Origin of the sequence: Fructobacillus durionis, from assembly GCF_900112405.1 — a bacterium.
GTDB lineage: Bacteria > Bacillota > Bacilli > Lactobacillales > Lactobacillaceae > Fructobacillus > Fructobacillus durionis.
Genome location: NZ_FOLI01000002.1, coordinates 40,606 through 55,581 on the forward strand (window position 1 = coordinate 40,606; position 14,976 = coordinate 55,581).

Here is a 14,976-nt window from a genome sequence, read left to right on the forward strand (position 1 = left end):
TATAATAGACTCTATGAAAAAATACGAAAGCAAAAATGCAAAAGAAACCCAGGCCTTGGCAGAACAGATTGCCAACCTTGCACAGCCTGGTTTGGTCATTACCTTGAACGGTGACCTCGGGGCTGGGAAGACGACTTTTACGAAAGGGTTTGCCCAAGCTTTGGGGGTTGAAGACCGTGTGAAGAGCCCAACCTTTAATATCTTGAATACCTACGAATCTGGTCGAATTCCTTTGTACCACTTCGACGCCTACCGTTTGGAAGAATCCGGTGCGGCTGACCAGGGATTTGAAGATTACTTGGGAACCGATGGGGTCACTTTGATTGAGTGGCCACAGTTTATGGCGGACTTACTACCAAACGACCGCTTGGTGATGACCTTTGAGCGAACGGGGGAGTCTGAGTCTGACCGTGTGATTACCGTCAAGGGCCTCGGTTCTGCTGCAAGTATTGAAGAGGATTTGTCATGATGGCGGAAAAGCGGGATGGGGATGAAGTGACTTTAACCTATAGTTTAAAGGGGATGGACCTGTCCAATGCTCAGGCTGCTCAAGATTTATTAGCCGTGCTGAAGCAGGAGTCCGATACCTTTTTACTAGCCGACGAATTGGCTCGCCAACAGTCCCAGTCCTTTGATGAAGATGACCTGGACCCAGAGGACGATTTACCGGCAAAGTCTTGGTTGATTTGGGCGGAAGCTGAATCGGATGCTGATTCAGCTGATAATCCTGCTGTTTCTTATCCGGTTGGCATTGGATCAATTTCAGCTGGTGAAGTGGGGATTGCCGTTTTGAATGACTATCAGAACCAAGGCTTAGGACGTCTGACGATTGAAGCCATGATTGATTGGGCTGAGCAGGTTGGGTACGACCGGCTCTGGTTGGATGTTGACGTTAGCAATGCGCCGGCCCGTCATCTTTACGATGAACTGGGCTTTGAAGTACAGCCTGGGGATGAGCAAGAGGTGAAGTTACCCAACGGACGGGTGGCAGAATTAGAGCGAAGGGAGTTGAGTCTAGCATGAACTTTGTAGCAATTGACTTTGAAACGGCCTCTGGCCAGCGGCATTCTGCCGTTTCGCTAGCTCTTGTTGTTGTTCGCGATGATAAAATTGTTGACCAGTTTTATACCCTGTTGAAGCCGGATACACATTTTTCGGCTCGCAACTCACAGATTCATGGTATTTACGAAAAAGACGTGGTGGATGCACCGACTTTTAAAAATATTTGGCCAACAATTGCACCTTTCTTTACCGAGGATAAATTGGTAGTAGCCCACAATGCGACTTTTGATGTATCCGTCTTGAAGGCCTGCCTGGACTATTACGACCTACCGGATGCGCACTTTCAGGTCTTGGATACTTTGCGCACTTCTCGTAAGTTAATGCCGGACCTACCTAACCATAAGTTGAATACGGTTTCGGCTTCCTTAGACATCTCATTGAAGAACCACCACAACGCCTTAGCTGACGCGGTGGCCTGTGCTGAGATTTTAATTCGACAGGGTCAACTCTTTGGAACGGCACCATTGAAGCAGGCGGTAAGGTATAAGTAATAGTACTCATTCAAATTAAAAGCCATTCGTTCGAAAGAACGGATGGCTTTTATGATGCAATTGGAAAATACGTAATAAAAAATGAGATGCACAAGCAATAGTTGGTGATGAGTTTGCTATTTATTTAGCAGAATGTTTCTAAGAGCTTGTTATGCTAAATGTGTTAGCTAACGCATTAAATAATTATTAGTTGTATTTTCGGTTAATAAAAAGGAGTGACACTTATGTATGAGTTAAGTTTAAACGATAAGGTATTATCAAATCATGAATTAGAGAATATTAATGGGGGCTTATTTCCAATCGTAATTGCTGGAATGGTGATTACTGGAAAGTCAGCAGCATGGGGAGCTGGAGCTCTGGCGGCTGGAGCAGCAACAGGTTATTTGTTAAACAGATAGGGGAATAATATGAACGTTAATAATGCAATTATGGAAAAGAAATATTTGTTAACTGATAAAGAGTTATCTGACGTTAATGGAGGAATCGCACCCGGAATTTTGTTAGGACTCTATATGGCAGGATATACGATGGGGAAAGATTTTGCATCGCGAAAAAGGTAAAAGTTTCAACTTTTTGATTGCCGTATTTATAATTTATTTGCTTGCTATTATATTGAATGATTTAAATTTTATTTCTTTGCCTAGTATTTTAGAAAAATCTTATGGTGGCTTTCTGGTGATTTATATATGTTGTATTACTATCCAAGAGTCTAATAATGTAAGCGGTAAACGGTAATTGTTAAATATATTTTTTCAAATTCTTGGTTATTAATCTAAAAAAAGCTTCTCAATTTATTTGAGAAGCTTTTTTAAGAATGATTAATTTTCTAATAGAATTTTAGTTGAATAATAGCTGAATTGTTTAAAAAGTAATTGAATATCTCTTAAAGATGGGGAAGTTGGATGACGCATCCATGTTTCGATAAAAGACATTAGTTGACGAGATACTAAATATATTTGAAAAGACCGATCAATTAGTAGATGAGTCAACTGTCGTTGTTGTAATTCTTTGTCAATTATTTGGTTAAAAACATTCTCGAGTACTTCATTCCAATATGCTCGTGAAATTGCATTTTGATATAAAATCCGGATATTATCTTGTTGTTGATAAAGGACGGGGAAAATTCGGTTTTGTACTCTAGCTAAGGAATCTGACTGCTCATGAAGCGAATGATTTAATTGTATGTAAATGCTTTTCTCAATGTTTTTAATGATGTCGATTAGAACATCTTCACTGTTTAAAAAGTACAATTGTACTTCATTCTTTTTTAGGTTACTTTCCTTAGCGATATCTTGTAGAGTTTCTAAAGTATTTTGTGTACGGACTAGTGATTGTAAAAAAGCCTGTTTTATTTTTTCTTTTTTAATTTCTGAGTTTTTTAAATGATTATTTTTATTGTATACATCCAATTCATCTATATCCATGTTAAATAATGTGGCAATTAATTTTTTATTCTCTAGACTAGGTTCACTTTTATCTTGTTCCCAGTTTGAAACCAATTGTCTCGAAACAAATATTAAATCAGCAAATTCTTGTTGTGACAACGAGTGCTTTTTTCGTAATTCTAAAATAAAGTTTCTTTGCATCACTATGCTCCTTTTAAACGGGGCTGAATCTTACATAAGCATGAGAACTACTAATTTTTTTAAAGTTATCATTTTAAGTTTGGACAGGCAAGATAAAATTGGTGTTTGCTTGCTATTTTTTTAGCAATTCTTAGTTATTTTTCTTGTTATATTTTGGGTGCCTTAAAACAGAAGATAAAAATTATAAGCAATATAAAAAAGTAAATACTGGTTTGTATTAGTGAAAAACGGAGGAAAGAGTGTTTTTTAAATATATTTCCCAAGTGGATGAACGAGATTGTGGTGTTGCTTGTTTAGCTATGGTACTAAAATCATATAAACATATTGTATCCATTGCCCGGTTACGGGAATTAGCAAAGACTAATTTGGAGGGAACAACTGCACTCGGCATTAAACGTGCAGCCGAGAAAGAAAATTTTACCGTTCAAGCAGTTCAAGCAAACATGACATTATTTGATGAATATAAAAAATTACCTTTGCCCTTTATCATTCACGTTCAAAAACCTGATAAAGGGCAAATTGTAGAACATTACTATGTTATTTATAAGGTTGGCCACAACCGAATATATATTGCAGATCCTGATCCGAATGTAAAAAAAATGGCAATGTCATATGTCGAAATTTCGAAACAGTGGACAGGAGTTGCATTGTTTTTTGCTCCTAATCCAGAGTTTAGTCCAGAAAAAATGCATGATAGTTATTTGTCATCAATTTTTTCGATTATGAAAAAGTACAAAGGTTTGATTGTTAATACAGTGATAGCTGCTTTATTTGTCACTCTTGTAGGCGTTGTGGGTTCATATTTTGTCCAGTTATTAGTCGATGAATATGTGCCAAATAGTATGACAAGTACATTAACAATAGTGAGTTGTGGATTAATCATTGCATACAGTTTTCAACAAATAATGTCCTATACTGAACAATATCTTTTGATAGTTATAGGGCAACGTTTATCAATTGATTTGATTCTTTCTTATATCAAACACCTTTTCCAACTGCCAATGAGTTTTTTTTATAATCGAAGAATTGGGGAGTTAACTTCACGTTTTAATGATGCTAATTCAGTTATTGAAGCAATAGCTTCTTCGATTCTTTCACTACTTATTGATGTGATTGTAGTTTTAATGATGGCAATTATTTTATTAAATTACAATGCACAGCTTTTTTTAATAACAATATTATCTATTCCGATTTATTGCATAATTATTATGCTTTTTGTTAAAAAGTTTTCGCGATTAAACCATGAAGTGATGAGTGCTGGAGCTAATTTGGAAGCTTCAATTATTGAACGCTTGAAGGGAATGGAAACCGTTAAGGCTTTGGGGGCTGAACAAAAAAGCTATGGAAGCATTGATCATGATTATGTTGTTTTTTTGACAAAATCTTTTTTGAAAGAAAAAGCTATAGCAATTCAAGAAGCAGTTAAAGGGTTAATAAAATTAATGTTGCAAGTCATTATTTTATGGGTTGGTGCTCAACTAGTGATTAAGGGTGAGATGACGATTGGAAAATTAATGGCCTATAATGCTTTACTAAGTTATTTTACTGATCCATTACAGTCAATCATTAATTTACAAAGTAAAATCCAAATGGCCATGGTTGCTGCTCATCGATTACAAGAAGTGTATGAGGTGCAATCTGAATTTCAATTAAATGATGAATCTTTCACATTAAGTGCAGAAAAAATAGAAATTGAATTTAAGTCTCTTTCATTTGGATATCAATATAATCACTCAATTTTTAACCACCTTGATTTATTAATTAAAGCCAATCAAAAAGTAGCTTTAGTTGGATCAACAGGATCTGGAAAATCGACTTTAGTAAAGTTATTAATTCGTTTTTTTGAAGTGGAAAATGGAAGTGGGGAAATTAGGATAAATGGTCATAACATTAAACACGTTAATAAGGAATCACTTCGTTCGATTATTTCTTACGTTCCACAAGAATCGCAGTTCTTTTCTGGAAAAATTATTGATAATTTACTTTTAGGCGTAGAAAGTGAAATTGATATTAATGATGTTTTCAAAGCTTGCGAAATGGTTGAGATACGAGCTGATATTGAGGCAATGCCAAATGGTTTTTTCACTGAACTGTCAGATACTACTACACTTTCTGGAGGGCAGAAGCAAAGGCTAGCGATAGCTCGAGTACTATTGAGAAATTCTAAAGTACTAATTTTAGATGAATCAACCAGTAACTTAGATCGACTGACAGAAAAAAAGGTTATTAGCCGATTAATGGCTATTCAAGACAAAACTATCATTTTTGTAGCCCATCGTTTAACCATTGCTGAATACGCTGAAAGAGTCGTAATGTTAGAGAAGGGAAATGTTGTGGCAGACGGGTCGCACGGTTTATTACTTAAAAGTAATAAACACTATCAGACGCTAGTTCAAAAATAAGTGAGGTGGTTTTTTGAACGATGAAATGAAATTTGAGAGTGCTGAGTTTTATCATCGTCGGTTTGGAAGTTTTGCAACAAAGATAATTTGGCCAATTGTTACAGTGTTCATTATTTCAATTCTTATTTTATTTATTACTAAAAAGGAAATAACTGTTAAGTCAGTGGGTAAAATCATTCCGGGAGAAGCAATTTTGAAAATCTATTCCAATGCAGAAGGTGTGATTATTGAAAATAATTTGAGTGAAAATAAAGTGGTCCATACGGGTGAGACTTTATTGAAATTATCTAATCCATCAATGAAAATTAATTTGAAAAATAATATACAGAAACAAAAGGAAATTCAGAAACAAAAAGAGGAGTTAGAGGGTTATAAAAATAGTGTCGAATCGAATAAGAAACCCTTTTCAGTTAGTAATCATTATGGTTATGAGGAGCTATTTGCTGAATATCAAAACCATATAAATGAAGTCGATAGACAAAACCAAAATAATATTGATGAAATTAACAAAATGGATTTGAGTATCGAAGAGAGAAACAAAAAGATAGCACAATGTCATGAATCATTTTCTCAAGAAAAGATGGGCTTGAAACTAAAAACATTGGCAGGAATTAAACAAGATATTCAAGGTATAAAAAATAAAATTATTGGTTTAAAGGGTGAGTATGAATTTTTGAATAGTAATATGGAACACTTGACGGTTAGAGCTCCAGAAGATGGTATATTGCATTTGAAAAATAGCAATTTTAAATCTAAAAGTATTTCTCTTGGTACAGAAGTTGCCGATGTTTATCCTAAAATTAACAAGAAAAATAAGTTGATAATCCAATTTTTTGTCCCTGCTAACAAAATGAATGAATTGAAGGTAAAACAAAGTGTTCGTTTTAAAGCGAATCAAACTGGTCCGACTCCCCTTGTTGCCACTGGCAGCATTCGTAGTATTCAGGTAGCACCTACAGAGACGGAAAGTGGAAGTCTATATCAAGTACAGGCTTTGATTCAGACGGAATCAAAAGACATTTCTAAGGTGCGCTATGGTTTAGAAGGAAGGGTATCGGTTATCACTGGTAAAATAACATGGTTTAATTATTTAAGGAATTTGATTTTTAACGATTAAGAAAAAAAAGAAAATATTACTATTAGAAAATACTTTATTCTATACCATGGGAAATATTCCATTGAAAAAAATAATTCAACTGTTTAGTGTTGAGAAATTAATGACAGAACCTAAATTACTTAGTAGTAATTTAATTGCGAGTATCGTTTAAAATTAATTCTTTAACATTGACTTTTTTGATCTGAGTTTAAGTTGATGGTTGATATTTTTATCGATAAATTGATGAAAACTAATTATTAAAAGGTTTTTATATAAGTCAAGATAATTTTTAAGTTACAGTTGCTAAGTTATTATCAATATACATGTATTTTTATTGTTACAGTTGTAGTGTTAGCTAACAAATTTTGAGTATAAAGGAGATTTACATGGATTCTAATGGTTTTCAAATTATGGAAGAGTACGAATTAGCAAAAGTGAATGGGGGAATATTTCCAATTGTTATTGGTGGTGTGTTAATTACAAAGGGTGCTGCAATTGGAGCAGGTTGCTTTACTGCTGGAATTGGTGCTGGTTTGTATTTGGGATTGCGTTAAAAAAGGAGCCATATTATGACAATTAATCTTAAAGATGAGAATTTAATCAATGTTACTGGGGGAAAAAGATATTATAAAGTTTCAGGTAAAAGTGTAGCTATGGGTGCAGGTTTATTTACAGGCGGATTTGAGCTTGGCTATAAGATTGGAAAAGCAATGCGGAGAAAATAATTTGAAGAAAACGAGAGTTGTTAATCTACAGTCAATCGTTAATTTTATTTTTGTCATTGATTTACTAGCTAGTGTTATTTATTTCATAATGGTTGTTATAGGTATTCAGAAATTAGATATTTTAGAGGTTATTTTATTACTAATAACAGGCATCTTGCTATATTTTTCGAGAAAATAACCAGTAACTTGGAATATCAATACAATAATTAATCGGATGTTATGAGGCTAAAAGAAAAAGGTCTATCAACAATTGTTGATAGTACCTTTTTACTTGTTTTTTTGAGCTGTAATAATGGTGGTTGCCATCCACGGCCCACCCCACCAACCGTTGTAACCATTTTTTACTGATTGAACGGTAGTGAATTGATTACTATGTAGTAATGTTTCTTGATATTCGCGAGCATATTTTAAGTCAATGATGAGAAGCTTACCGTTTGGCTTTAAAACGCGTGTTGCTTCTGTAAGGGCGATTGCTCTTTCTGTATTCGATTTAAGGTTGTGAATGGATAAGCTAGCGGTGATAATGTCAAAACTATTATCTGGGAAGGGGAGTGCAAGCATGTTTGCCGTCATAACGTTTGCGACTTTTTCATACCCCAGTCGATGAATGTTTGATGTTGCCGATTCACTGGAGTTATTCGATTGATCGCTACTACGCCAGATATCAATCCCAGTTGCTTTACCAGGAACTTTTAAATATTTAGCAACTTCAGTTAGGACAATGCCATGGCCTGTCCCCAGGTCTAAAATTTGATTATCTGTTTTAATGTGTAGTCGTCGTACAGCAGCCTCTATAATTTTATACTTTCCAAAGTAGGTTGTATGAAAGTATGTAACAGCTGAGAAGGATAAAACAATGGTAGAAATCCAGAAAATCAGATTATTGGTTCGAATGGCTTGAAAACAGAACAGTATAGCTGCAAAAGTCATCCCAAATAATGCATATGGTGCATCGACACCTTTTTTCATTGTGCTTCTCTCCGTTGAAAGTTTTATTTAATATACCATACAAGACGTTCAATATTTTGCATTGTTGAATTAAGTAAATAAAAAAGCCTCACAGTTATTAGTTGCGAAGCTTCTTTATTTACATCTTAATATCTAATTCCAATGGCGCGTGATCCTGACGGGCACCAGTGTCAACGACATGGATGTCTTCGACTTTATCGGCGATGCGGTTTGAGACCAAGTAGTAGTCAATCCGCCAGCCGGAGTTGTTGATCTTCGAAGTTTTTGAACGCTGTGCCCACCAAGAGTAGATGTCTGGTTGGTCAGGGTACATAGCACGGAGAGTGTCCGTGTAACCAGCATCCAAAAGCTTGGTGAAGTGCTCACGCTCTTCGTCGGTAAAACCAGCGGAGTGGTGGTTTTGCTTAGGATGCTTCAAATCGATTTCTTCGTGGGCAACGTTGAAGTCCCCGGAGAAAATGACTGGCTTCTTTTCGTTTAACCCATCGATGTAATTGCGGTAGGCATCGTCCCAGAGTTGGCGATCATCTAGACGGGCAAGTTCGCCACCGGCGTTTGGTGTGTAGACGGTTGAAACATAGCAGTCTTCGAACTCTGCCGTGACGATACGTCCTTCCTGATCCATTTCACCGGGGGCACCAATGGCTGGGAAGTCGACCATGATTGGTTCGTCCTTAGTAATGAGCATCGTCCCCGCATAGGACTTGCGGGCTGAAGATGAGTTGGCGTAGAAATGGTAGCCGGGGAAGAGGCCTTCCAGGGCTTCCTTTTGCTTTTTAGTCATACCATCGACTTTAAGTTTTGTTTCTTGAATGGCAACAACGTCGGGTTGCTTAGCCGCAATCCCTTCGAGTACGCCCCAGGTCATGAGACCACGGTCGGATTTGTGCTCGACAGCTGCGTTGATGGAATCAATGTTCCAGGAAATCAGTTTCATTTGAGTGCGCTTCCTTTATGCTTATTCTTCTTGTTCTTCATCAAGCCCGGTGGCCGAGAGGGGCATGTCCGCTAACTTGTTCATGTAGGCGGGGATGGCTTCGGCAATCTTCGATGGCAGCGTCACGTAGGCCGATTTGCTGAGTTCAGCGGCGATGGCTGAATGGCAGTAAACGGCGGATAGAACGGCTGGACCAAGTGGGTGGAACTGGGCAGTAAAGCCAGCAATCATGCCGGCTAACGTATCGCCCATGCCACCCGTCGCTTGGTAAGGACCACCAACCGAAAGTTGATAAAGTTCATGTTCTAAGTATACCTGGGTGGCATTTGATTTCAAAACTAAGATTGGTTCTGGATGAAAACTAACCAGGGCCTCCCAGTTGTTGTCCTCACGACTTTGGTCGGCAATCGCCACTTCACCTAAGCGTTGCCATTCCATTTGATGGGGGGTGAGCACGACTTGAGCCTTGGGGAGGTCAAGGTTGTGCTCGGCCATCATGGTAATCGCCGAACCATCAATAATAACAATTTGATTTTCTTGTACGGCTTTGAGACAGGTTTTTAAGATGTCAACTTCCTCACCGAGCCCGGATCCAATCAGCACAACGTCGGCTTTTTGAATATAATCTGCTAAATGATCATGGTAGTCAACTACCATGGCCTCGGGTAGGCGGGCGTGAATGGCGGTCTTATTCGAAAAGTCCGTGGCCACCGTCACTAGTCCAGCACCGGATTGGACAGCCGCTTGGGCGTTCATGATGACGGCGCCACCAAGGTTGGCGTTTCCTCCAATGATGAGGACGCGACCGTAGGTACCCTTGTAACTCTGTGACTTACGTGGCTGAATCACATTGGCTGCGATTTTTTGTGAAAGTTGAATCATAAAATTTGTCCTCCTATGCACATTTTAACGCGGAGTTGTGTATAATTAAAATCAAATCATTAGAATATTATGAAAAAGCCCGGAGCGACTTTTCAGATGACATGAGGAGGTTTCCATGATCAATTGGCAAGAGAAAGCAAAGGAAGAAGAGGCGGCTTATTTAGCTGACCTCGCTGATTATTTAGCAATTCCTTCCGTTCGTGATGATAGTAAGGCAACAAAGGATGCACCATTGGGTCCTGGCCCACGTGATGCTTTGGTACATGTTTTGTCCTTGGCTGAACGTGATGGTTTCAAAACGAAGAACATCGAGAACATTGTTGGCTACATTGAAATCGGTCCTGAAGACAGCGACGAATACGTTGCCCTCTTGGCCCATGCCGATGTCATGCCAGCCGGTGAAGGTTGGGACACCGACCCATTTACGGCGGTTATCGAAGACGGTAAAGTCATTGCCCGTGGGGCTTCCGATGATAAGGGGCCTGGATTGGCCGCTTACTACGCCTTCAAGATGATTCGTGACTTGAACTTGCCTTTGAAGCGCCGCGTTCGTTTGATCTTCGGTACTGATGAAGAAAACGACTGGACGGGAATGACTCGTTACTTCGAAGTCGAACCAGCGCCAGCCTTTGGCTTCTCACCCGATGCCGAATACCCAATCATCAATGGTGAAAAGGGAAACATGCAGGTTAACGTGACGGCCGCTGGTACGAACGGAGATAAGGCCCAGTTGTTGAACTTTGAATCCGGACTTCGTACCAACATGGTGCCAGGTGTGGCCCGTGCGACGGTTAGCGGTTTGACTTTTGACCAAGTGGATGACGATTTCAAGGCCTTCTTGGCAGCCCATCCTCAAGTGCACGGAAAAGTCACATTGGACGGCGACGAAGTGCAACTCGAAGTAATTGGAAAGCAAGTCCACGGCTCATTACCTGAAACGGGTGAGAACGCCGGTACTTACTTGGCTCACTTCTTGGAAAAGTATGAATTTGGCGGATCAGCTGCCGGATTCTTGGCCTACTTGGGGACTTGGTCACACGATGACCCAACCGGTCGTCAATTGGGCGTTGCCTTTGAGGACGAAGTGATGGGTGCCTTGTCAATGAACGTCGGAATCATCCGCTTCAACGAAGAAGAGGGTGCCTTCATCAACTATAACTTCCGTTATCCAAAGGGTATCTCACCAGACTTCATCCGTGGACAGTTGGCAAACGCCGTGTCATCATGGCCACACGAAGCCAAGATTGGTGGCCACTCACAGGTACCTCACTACGTTGCCCCTGATGATCCAGTTGTTCGGACGCTTTTGAACATTTACCATGATCAAACAGGTTTGCCTGCCTATGACCAAGTGATTGGTGGTGGAACTTACGGTCGTTTGATGGATCGTGGTGTCGCCTTTGGTACCTTGTTCCCAGATTCACCAGAAACTATGCACCAGGTGAACGAATTTGCCTTGGTTGACGATTTGGTTCGCTCAATGGGAATCTATGGCCAAGCCATTTACGAATTGGCAAATTTGCCTGAATAATGAACTGTAATAAAAAATGCTGTGCAATTGATGCACAGCATTTTTATTTTTTTTAAAATTAATCTTCCACTCAATCAACCTGAGTTTCAGCTTGTTCCTTTTTCTGCTTATCACGGAAAACATAGAACTTTGCTAAGTAGTAGTTCGGAATCAGTAGCATGGCGTTACGGGCGATGTTGACGTAAAAGTCGTTGAAGGACATTAGGTAAACACCAATCCACATGATGACCAGTCCCAGCCAGAAAGTCAGGCCACGGGATGAATAGTACTTGATGATTTCGGGGATGATTTGCCAGCCAGAAACCTTGGATTCAAAGACCCACTGCCGGTTTGTAACGTAGGCAAAGAGAACGGCAATTCCCCAGGCTAGTGTGTATGCAATGGAGTAGTTGGCCACCTTTGAAATGAAACCATAGGCCCACATGTTCACTAAAAAAGTCCCAAATCCTAGAATAAGGTAACGAATGATGCGGTCGTATTTGATTAGTAACTTTTTAACCATGGCTCTTCCCTCTAAACCGTGTTATTTCAATATATAATAGCAAATATTAACAAAATGAACATTAAAAATTTGTAAATTAGAAATATGATGGAACTTTCTAGGAAATCGGGGCAGAAACCTTGTGATAATCGTCTATTTAGTCTAAAATTAGTAGGAAGAAATAACTTGGAGGATTTACTATGTCTAAATGGACAGCAGCTGCGGATGCAAACCGCGGAACATTAGAATTTTCAATCGCACAAGCGGATGTACAAAAGGGCTTGAAGGCCGCTTTTGAAAAGAACAAGGACAAGATCGCCGTTCCTGGTTTCCGTAAGGGTAAGGTACCAATGTCACTATTCTTGCAAAAGTTTGGTGAAGAAGCTTTGTACCAAGACGTAATGGACTTTGTTTTGCCAGCCGCTTACCAAGCTGCTGTTGCAGAAGCAGGTATTACGGTTGTTGGACAACCTGACATCGCTCCAGTTTCAATGGAAAAGGGTGCTGACTGGGAAATGAAGGCTGAAGTTGCCGTTGCCCCAGAAATCAAGTTGGGTGACTACACTGGTTTGACTGTTGAAAAGCAAGATGCCACTGTTTCAGATGCAGACGTTGATGCTGAAATCAAGCGTATGCAAGAAAACCAAGCTGAATTGGTTTTGCAACCTGAAGGAACAAAGGCTGAAAACGGCGATACTGTCGTAATCGACTTTGACGGTTCAATTGATGGTGACCACTTCGAAGGTGGACAATCAAAGGACTACTCACTTGAATTGGGTTCAGGCTCATTCATCCCTGGCTTCGAAGACCAATTGGTTGGACACGTTGCCGGTGACGATGTTGACGTGAAGGTAACCTTCCCAGAAGATTACCAAGCAAAGGACTTGGCTGGTAAGGAAGCTTTGTTCGAAGTAAAGCTTCACGAAATTAAGCGCAAGTCATTGCCTGACTTGGATGACGAATTTGCTAAGGATGTTGACGAAGACGTTGACACACTTGACGAATTGAAGGCTAAGACAAAGAAGAACTTGGAAGAAGCTCGTGAAGAAGCAGCCAAGGATGCCTTCGAAGACGCAGCCGTTGAAGCTGCTGTAAAGAATGCCGAAGTTGTTGGTGGTGACATTCCACAAGAAATGATCGATGAAGACGTTAACCGTCAAATGCAACAATACCTCGGTCAATTGCAACAACAAGGTATCTCACCACAAATGTTCTTCCAAATCTCTGGTCAAACAGAAGATTCATTGAAGAAGCAATTTGCTGAAGGTGCTGACAACCGTGTTAAGACTAACTTGGTATTGGAAGCCATCGTTAAGGCTGAAGATGTTCAACCATCAGACGAAGAAGTTGCTGCTGAAGTGAAGGATTTGGCTTCACAGTACAACATCTCTGAAGAACAAGTTAAGCAATCATTGTCAGACGCTTTGTTGAAGCATGACATCGCCATGAAGGCAGCGGTTGATAAGATCGTTTCTTCTGCTAAGGCAAAGTAAACGAGATTAAAAGCCCATTGCGGGCTTTTTTTCTTATAAAGAAGTTTTGAGTAAAAAACGAAAGGACGGCTTATGGCTGAGCAAAATCAAGGACCTATGATTCACTGTTCCTTCTGTGGGAAGGGTGCTGATGAGGTTAAAAAGTTAGTTGCCGGACCTGATGGCTTGTACATCTGTAATGAATGTACTGACCTGGCTGAACAGATCATTAAAGAGGACTTAGCTATTGATGCTAAGGAGGAGCAAATTGACTTGCCAACTCCAAAGCAAATTGTTGAATCACTGGGCGACTACGTGATTGGACAAGATGATGCTAAGAAGACTCTGGCAGTGGCTGTTTATAACCACTACAAGCGTGTTAATGAAAACGCCTTGAAGACGACGGATGTCGAACTGCAAAAGTCAAACATCGCCTTGCTTGGACCTACTGGGTCCGGTAAGACTTACTTGGCTCAGTCATTGGCTAAGATTCTGCAGGTGCCATTCGCTATCGCAGATGCCACGACTTTGACAGAAGCCGGATATGTTGGGGAAGACGTGGAGAACATCTTGTTGAAGTTGCTGCAAACAGCGGATTTCGATGTTGAATCTGCCCAACGTGGTATTATCTATGTCGATGAAATTGATAAGATTGCCAAGAAGTCCGAAAACGTTTCCATTACCCGTGATGTTTCCGGTGAAGGTGTTCAGCAGGCCTTGTTGAAGATGCTAGAGGGGACAATTGCCTCCGTTCCACCTCAGGGTGGACGTAAACACCCCAACCAAGAGTTGATTCAGGTGGATACGACCAACATTCTCTTTATTGTCGGTGGAGCCTTTGCAGGTTTGGATACCATTATTAAAGAACGCCTGGGTAAGCGAGTGATTGGATTTGGCTCTGCTTCTTCTGAAAACGCAGAAGCTTTGTCAAAGGATAATATTCTACAAAACGTCGAACCAGAAGATCTTTCAAAGTTCGGGTTGATTCCTGAATTTATTGGTCGTTTACCAATTATCACGGTCTTGGACGAGTTGACAGTCGAAGATTTGACTCACATCTTAACCCAGCCTAAGAACGCCTTGGTTAAGCAGTATAAAGCCCTCTTGGGATTGGATGGCGTGGACTTAGAGTTCCAACCAGCCGCTTTGAAGGCAATGGCTGATTTGGCCATCTCCCGTGGTACCGGTGCCCGTGGCTTGCGTTCCATTATCGAAAAAGTCATGAAGGACATCATGTACGAAATTCCTTCCCGTGACGACGTTGAAAAGGTAGTCATTACCAAGGCTGCCGTTGAGTCTGGTAAAGAGCCAAAGCTGGTTCTGAAGAAAGAAGAGAAGTAAA

General features: G+C 39.9%; 17 protein-coding genes. 12 read left to right on the forward strand and 5 right to left on the reverse strand.

What is annotated here, in order from left to right:
- Positions 1 to 13 precede the first annotated feature (13 nt).
- From tsaE to BMZ93_RS02835, 5 genes are all read left to right on the forward strand, one after another.
- A complete protein-coding gene (gene tsaE, locus BMZ93_RS02815; RefSeq protein WP_091502024.1) occupies positions 14 to 469 on the forward strand; it encodes a tRNA (adenosine(37)-N6)-threonylcarbamoyltransferase complex ATPase subunit type 1 TsaE in 456 nt (151 codons plus the stop codon).
- Positions 466 to 1,023, forward strand: a complete 558-nt coding sequence (locus BMZ93_RS02820) for a GNAT family N-acetyltransferase (protein ID WP_091502026.1) — start codon at positions 466 to 468, stop codon at positions 1,021 to 1,023. The genes tsaE and BMZ93_RS02820 overlap by 4 nt, the downstream gene beginning before the upstream one ends.
- A complete protein-coding gene (locus BMZ93_RS02825; RefSeq protein WP_091502028.1) occupies positions 1,020 to 1,553 on the forward strand; it encodes a 3'-5' exonuclease in 534 nt (177 codons plus the stop codon). Before BMZ93_RS02820 ends, BMZ93_RS02825 begins: the two co-directional genes overlap by 4 nt.
- A 224-nt stretch (positions 1,554 to 1,777) precedes the next feature.
- A complete protein-coding gene (locus tag BMZ93_RS02830) occupies positions 1,778 to 1,951 on the forward strand; it encodes a class IIb bacteriocin, lactobin A/cerein 7B family (protein ID WP_091502031.1) in 174 nt (57 codons plus the stop codon).
- Positions 1,952 to 1,960: 9 nt separating this feature from the next.
- Positions 1,961 to 2,113, forward strand: coding sequence for a class IIb bacteriocin, lactobin A/cerein 7B family (locus tag BMZ93_RS02835; protein WP_091502033.1), 153 nt, complete (start codon positions 1,961 to 1,963; stop codon positions 2,111 to 2,113).
- 258 nt (positions 2,114 to 2,371) lie between these two features.
- Here BMZ93_RS02835 and BMZ93_RS02840 read toward each other — a convergent pair whose 3' ends face one another.
- Positions 2,372 to 3,139, reverse strand: a complete 768-nt coding sequence (locus tag BMZ93_RS02840) for a helix-turn-helix transcriptional regulator (RefSeq protein ID WP_091502035.1) — start codon at positions 3,137 to 3,139, stop codon at positions 2,372 to 2,374.
- A gap of 239 nt (positions 3,140 to 3,378) precedes the next feature.
- Between BMZ93_RS02840 and BMZ93_RS02845 the strand changes: the two genes are divergently transcribed.
- The 4 genes from BMZ93_RS02845 (at position 3,379) to BMZ93_RS06580 (ending at position 7,362) form a co-directional block, all read left to right on the forward strand.
- Entirely contained in the window at positions 3,379 to 5,541 is a 2,163-nt protein-coding gene (locus BMZ93_RS02845; protein ID WP_091502036.1) for a peptide cleavage/export ABC transporter, read from the forward strand.
- A 13-nt stretch (positions 5,542 to 5,554) separates the two neighbouring features.
- Complete coding sequence (locus tag BMZ93_RS02850; RefSeq protein WP_091502038.1) at positions 5,555 to 6,658, forward strand: HlyD family efflux transporter periplasmic adaptor subunit; 1,104 nt, start codon at positions 5,555 to 5,557, stop codon at positions 6,656 to 6,658.
- 365 nt (positions 6,659 to 7,023) lie between these two features.
- Positions 7,024 to 7,191, forward strand: coding sequence for a class IIb bacteriocin, lactobin A/cerein 7B family (locus BMZ93_RS02855; protein ID WP_091502040.1), 168 nt, complete (start codon positions 7,024 to 7,026; stop codon positions 7,189 to 7,191).
- 15 nt (positions 7,192 to 7,206) lie between these two features.
- A complete protein-coding gene (locus tag BMZ93_RS06580; RefSeq protein ID WP_159427781.1) occupies positions 7,207 to 7,362 on the forward strand; it encodes a hypothetical protein in 156 nt (51 codons plus the stop codon).
- A gap of 267 nt (positions 7,363 to 7,629) precedes the next feature.
- Here the strand turns inward: BMZ93_RS06580 and BMZ93_RS02860 are convergent, their stop codons facing one another.
- From BMZ93_RS02860 to BMZ93_RS02870, 3 genes are all read right to left on the reverse strand, one after another.
- The gene (locus BMZ93_RS02860; protein ID WP_091502041.1) at positions 7,630 to 8,331 is read right to left on the reverse strand and encodes a class I SAM-dependent methyltransferase; all 702 of its coding nucleotides are present in this window, start codon (positions 8,329 to 8,331) and stop codon (positions 7,630 to 7,632) included.
- A 118-nt stretch (positions 8,332 to 8,449) separates the two neighbouring features.
- Entirely contained in the window at positions 8,450 to 9,268 is an 819-nt protein-coding gene (locus BMZ93_RS02865; protein WP_091502043.1) for an exodeoxyribonuclease III, read from the reverse strand.
- Positions 9,269 to 9,289: 21 nt separating this feature from the next.
- Complete coding sequence (locus tag BMZ93_RS02870; RefSeq protein ID WP_091502044.1) at positions 9,290 to 10,150, reverse strand: NAD(P)H-hydrate dehydratase; 861 nt, start codon at positions 10,148 to 10,150, stop codon at positions 9,290 to 9,292.
- Between the two features lie 115 nt (positions 10,151 to 10,265).
- Between BMZ93_RS02870 and pepV the strand changes: the two genes are divergently transcribed.
- Positions 10,266 to 11,681, forward strand: a complete 1,416-nt coding sequence (pepV, locus tag BMZ93_RS02875; RefSeq protein ID WP_091502046.1) for a dipeptidase PepV — start codon at positions 10,266 to 10,268, stop codon at positions 11,679 to 11,681.
- 70 nt (positions 11,682 to 11,751) lie between these two features.
- Here the strand turns inward: pepV and BMZ93_RS02880 are convergent, their stop codons facing one another.
- Complete coding sequence (locus tag BMZ93_RS02880; protein ID WP_091502048.1) at positions 11,752 to 12,183, reverse strand: GtrA family protein; 432 nt, start codon at positions 12,181 to 12,183, stop codon at positions 11,752 to 11,754.
- Between the two features lie 179 nt (positions 12,184 to 12,362).
- Here BMZ93_RS02880 and tig point away from each other — a divergent pair, with 179 nt between their 5' ends.
- Positions 12,363 to 13,655, forward strand: a complete 1,293-nt coding sequence (tig, locus tag BMZ93_RS02885; RefSeq protein ID WP_091502050.1) for a trigger factor — start codon at positions 12,363 to 12,365, stop codon at positions 13,653 to 13,655.
- A gap of 72 nt (positions 13,656 to 13,727) precedes the next feature.
- The gene (gene clpX, locus BMZ93_RS02890; RefSeq protein ID WP_091502051.1) at positions 13,728 to 14,975 is read left to right on the forward strand and encodes an ATP-dependent Clp protease ATP-binding subunit ClpX; all 1,248 of its coding nucleotides are present in this window, start codon (positions 13,728 to 13,730) and stop codon (positions 14,973 to 14,975) included.
- Position 14,976: the final 1 nt, after the last annotated feature.

Coding starts and splice junctions, on each gene's coding strand:
- tsaE (WP_091502024.1), top strand. CDS start 14: ATGAAAAAATACGAAAGCAAAAATGCAAAAGAAACCCAGGCCTTGGCA.
- BMZ93_RS02820 (WP_091502026.1), top strand. CDS start 466: ATGATGGCGGAAAAGCGGGATGGGGATGAAGTGACTTTAACCTATAGT.
- BMZ93_RS02825 (WP_091502028.1), top strand. CDS start 1,020: ATGAACTTTGTAGCAATTGACTTTGAAACGGCCTCTGGCCAGCGGCAT.
- BMZ93_RS02830 (WP_091502031.1), top strand. CDS start 1,778: ATGTATGAGTTAAGTTTAAACGATAAGGTATTATCAAATCATGAATTA.
- BMZ93_RS02835 (WP_091502033.1), top strand. CDS start 1,961: ATGAACGTTAATAATGCAATTATGGAAAAGAAATATTTGTTAACTGAT.
- BMZ93_RS02840 (WP_091502035.1), bottom strand. CDS start 3,139: ATGCAAAGAAACTTTATTTTAGAATTACGAAAAAAGCACTCGTTGTCA.
- BMZ93_RS02855 (WP_091502040.1), top strand. CDS start 7,024: ATGGATTCTAATGGTTTTCAAATTATGGAAGAGTACGAATTAGCAAAA.
- BMZ93_RS06580 (WP_159427781.1), top strand. CDS start 7,207: ATGACAATTAATCTTAAAGATGAGAATTTAATCAATGTTACTGGGGGA.
- BMZ93_RS02860 (WP_091502041.1), bottom strand. CDS start 8,331: ATGAAAAAAGGTGTCGATGCACCATATGCATTATTTGGGATGACTTTT.
- BMZ93_RS02865 (WP_091502043.1), bottom strand. CDS start 9,268: ATGAAACTGATTTCCTGGAACATTGATTCCATCAACGCAGCTGTCGAG.
- BMZ93_RS02870 (WP_091502044.1), bottom strand. CDS start 10,150: ATGATTCAACTTTCACAAAAAATCGCAGCCAATGTGATTCAGCCACGT.
- pepV (WP_091502046.1), top strand. CDS start 10,266: ATGATCAATTGGCAAGAGAAAGCAAAGGAAGAAGAGGCGGCTTATTTA.
- BMZ93_RS02880 (WP_091502048.1), bottom strand. CDS start 12,183: ATGGTTAAAAAGTTACTAATCAAATACGACCGCATCATTCGTTACCTT.
- tig (WP_091502050.1), top strand. CDS start 12,363: ATGTCTAAATGGACAGCAGCTGCGGATGCAAACCGCGGAACATTAGAA.
- clpX (WP_091502051.1), top strand. CDS start 13,728: ATGGCTGAGCAAAATCAAGGACCTATGATTCACTGTTCCTTCTGTGGG.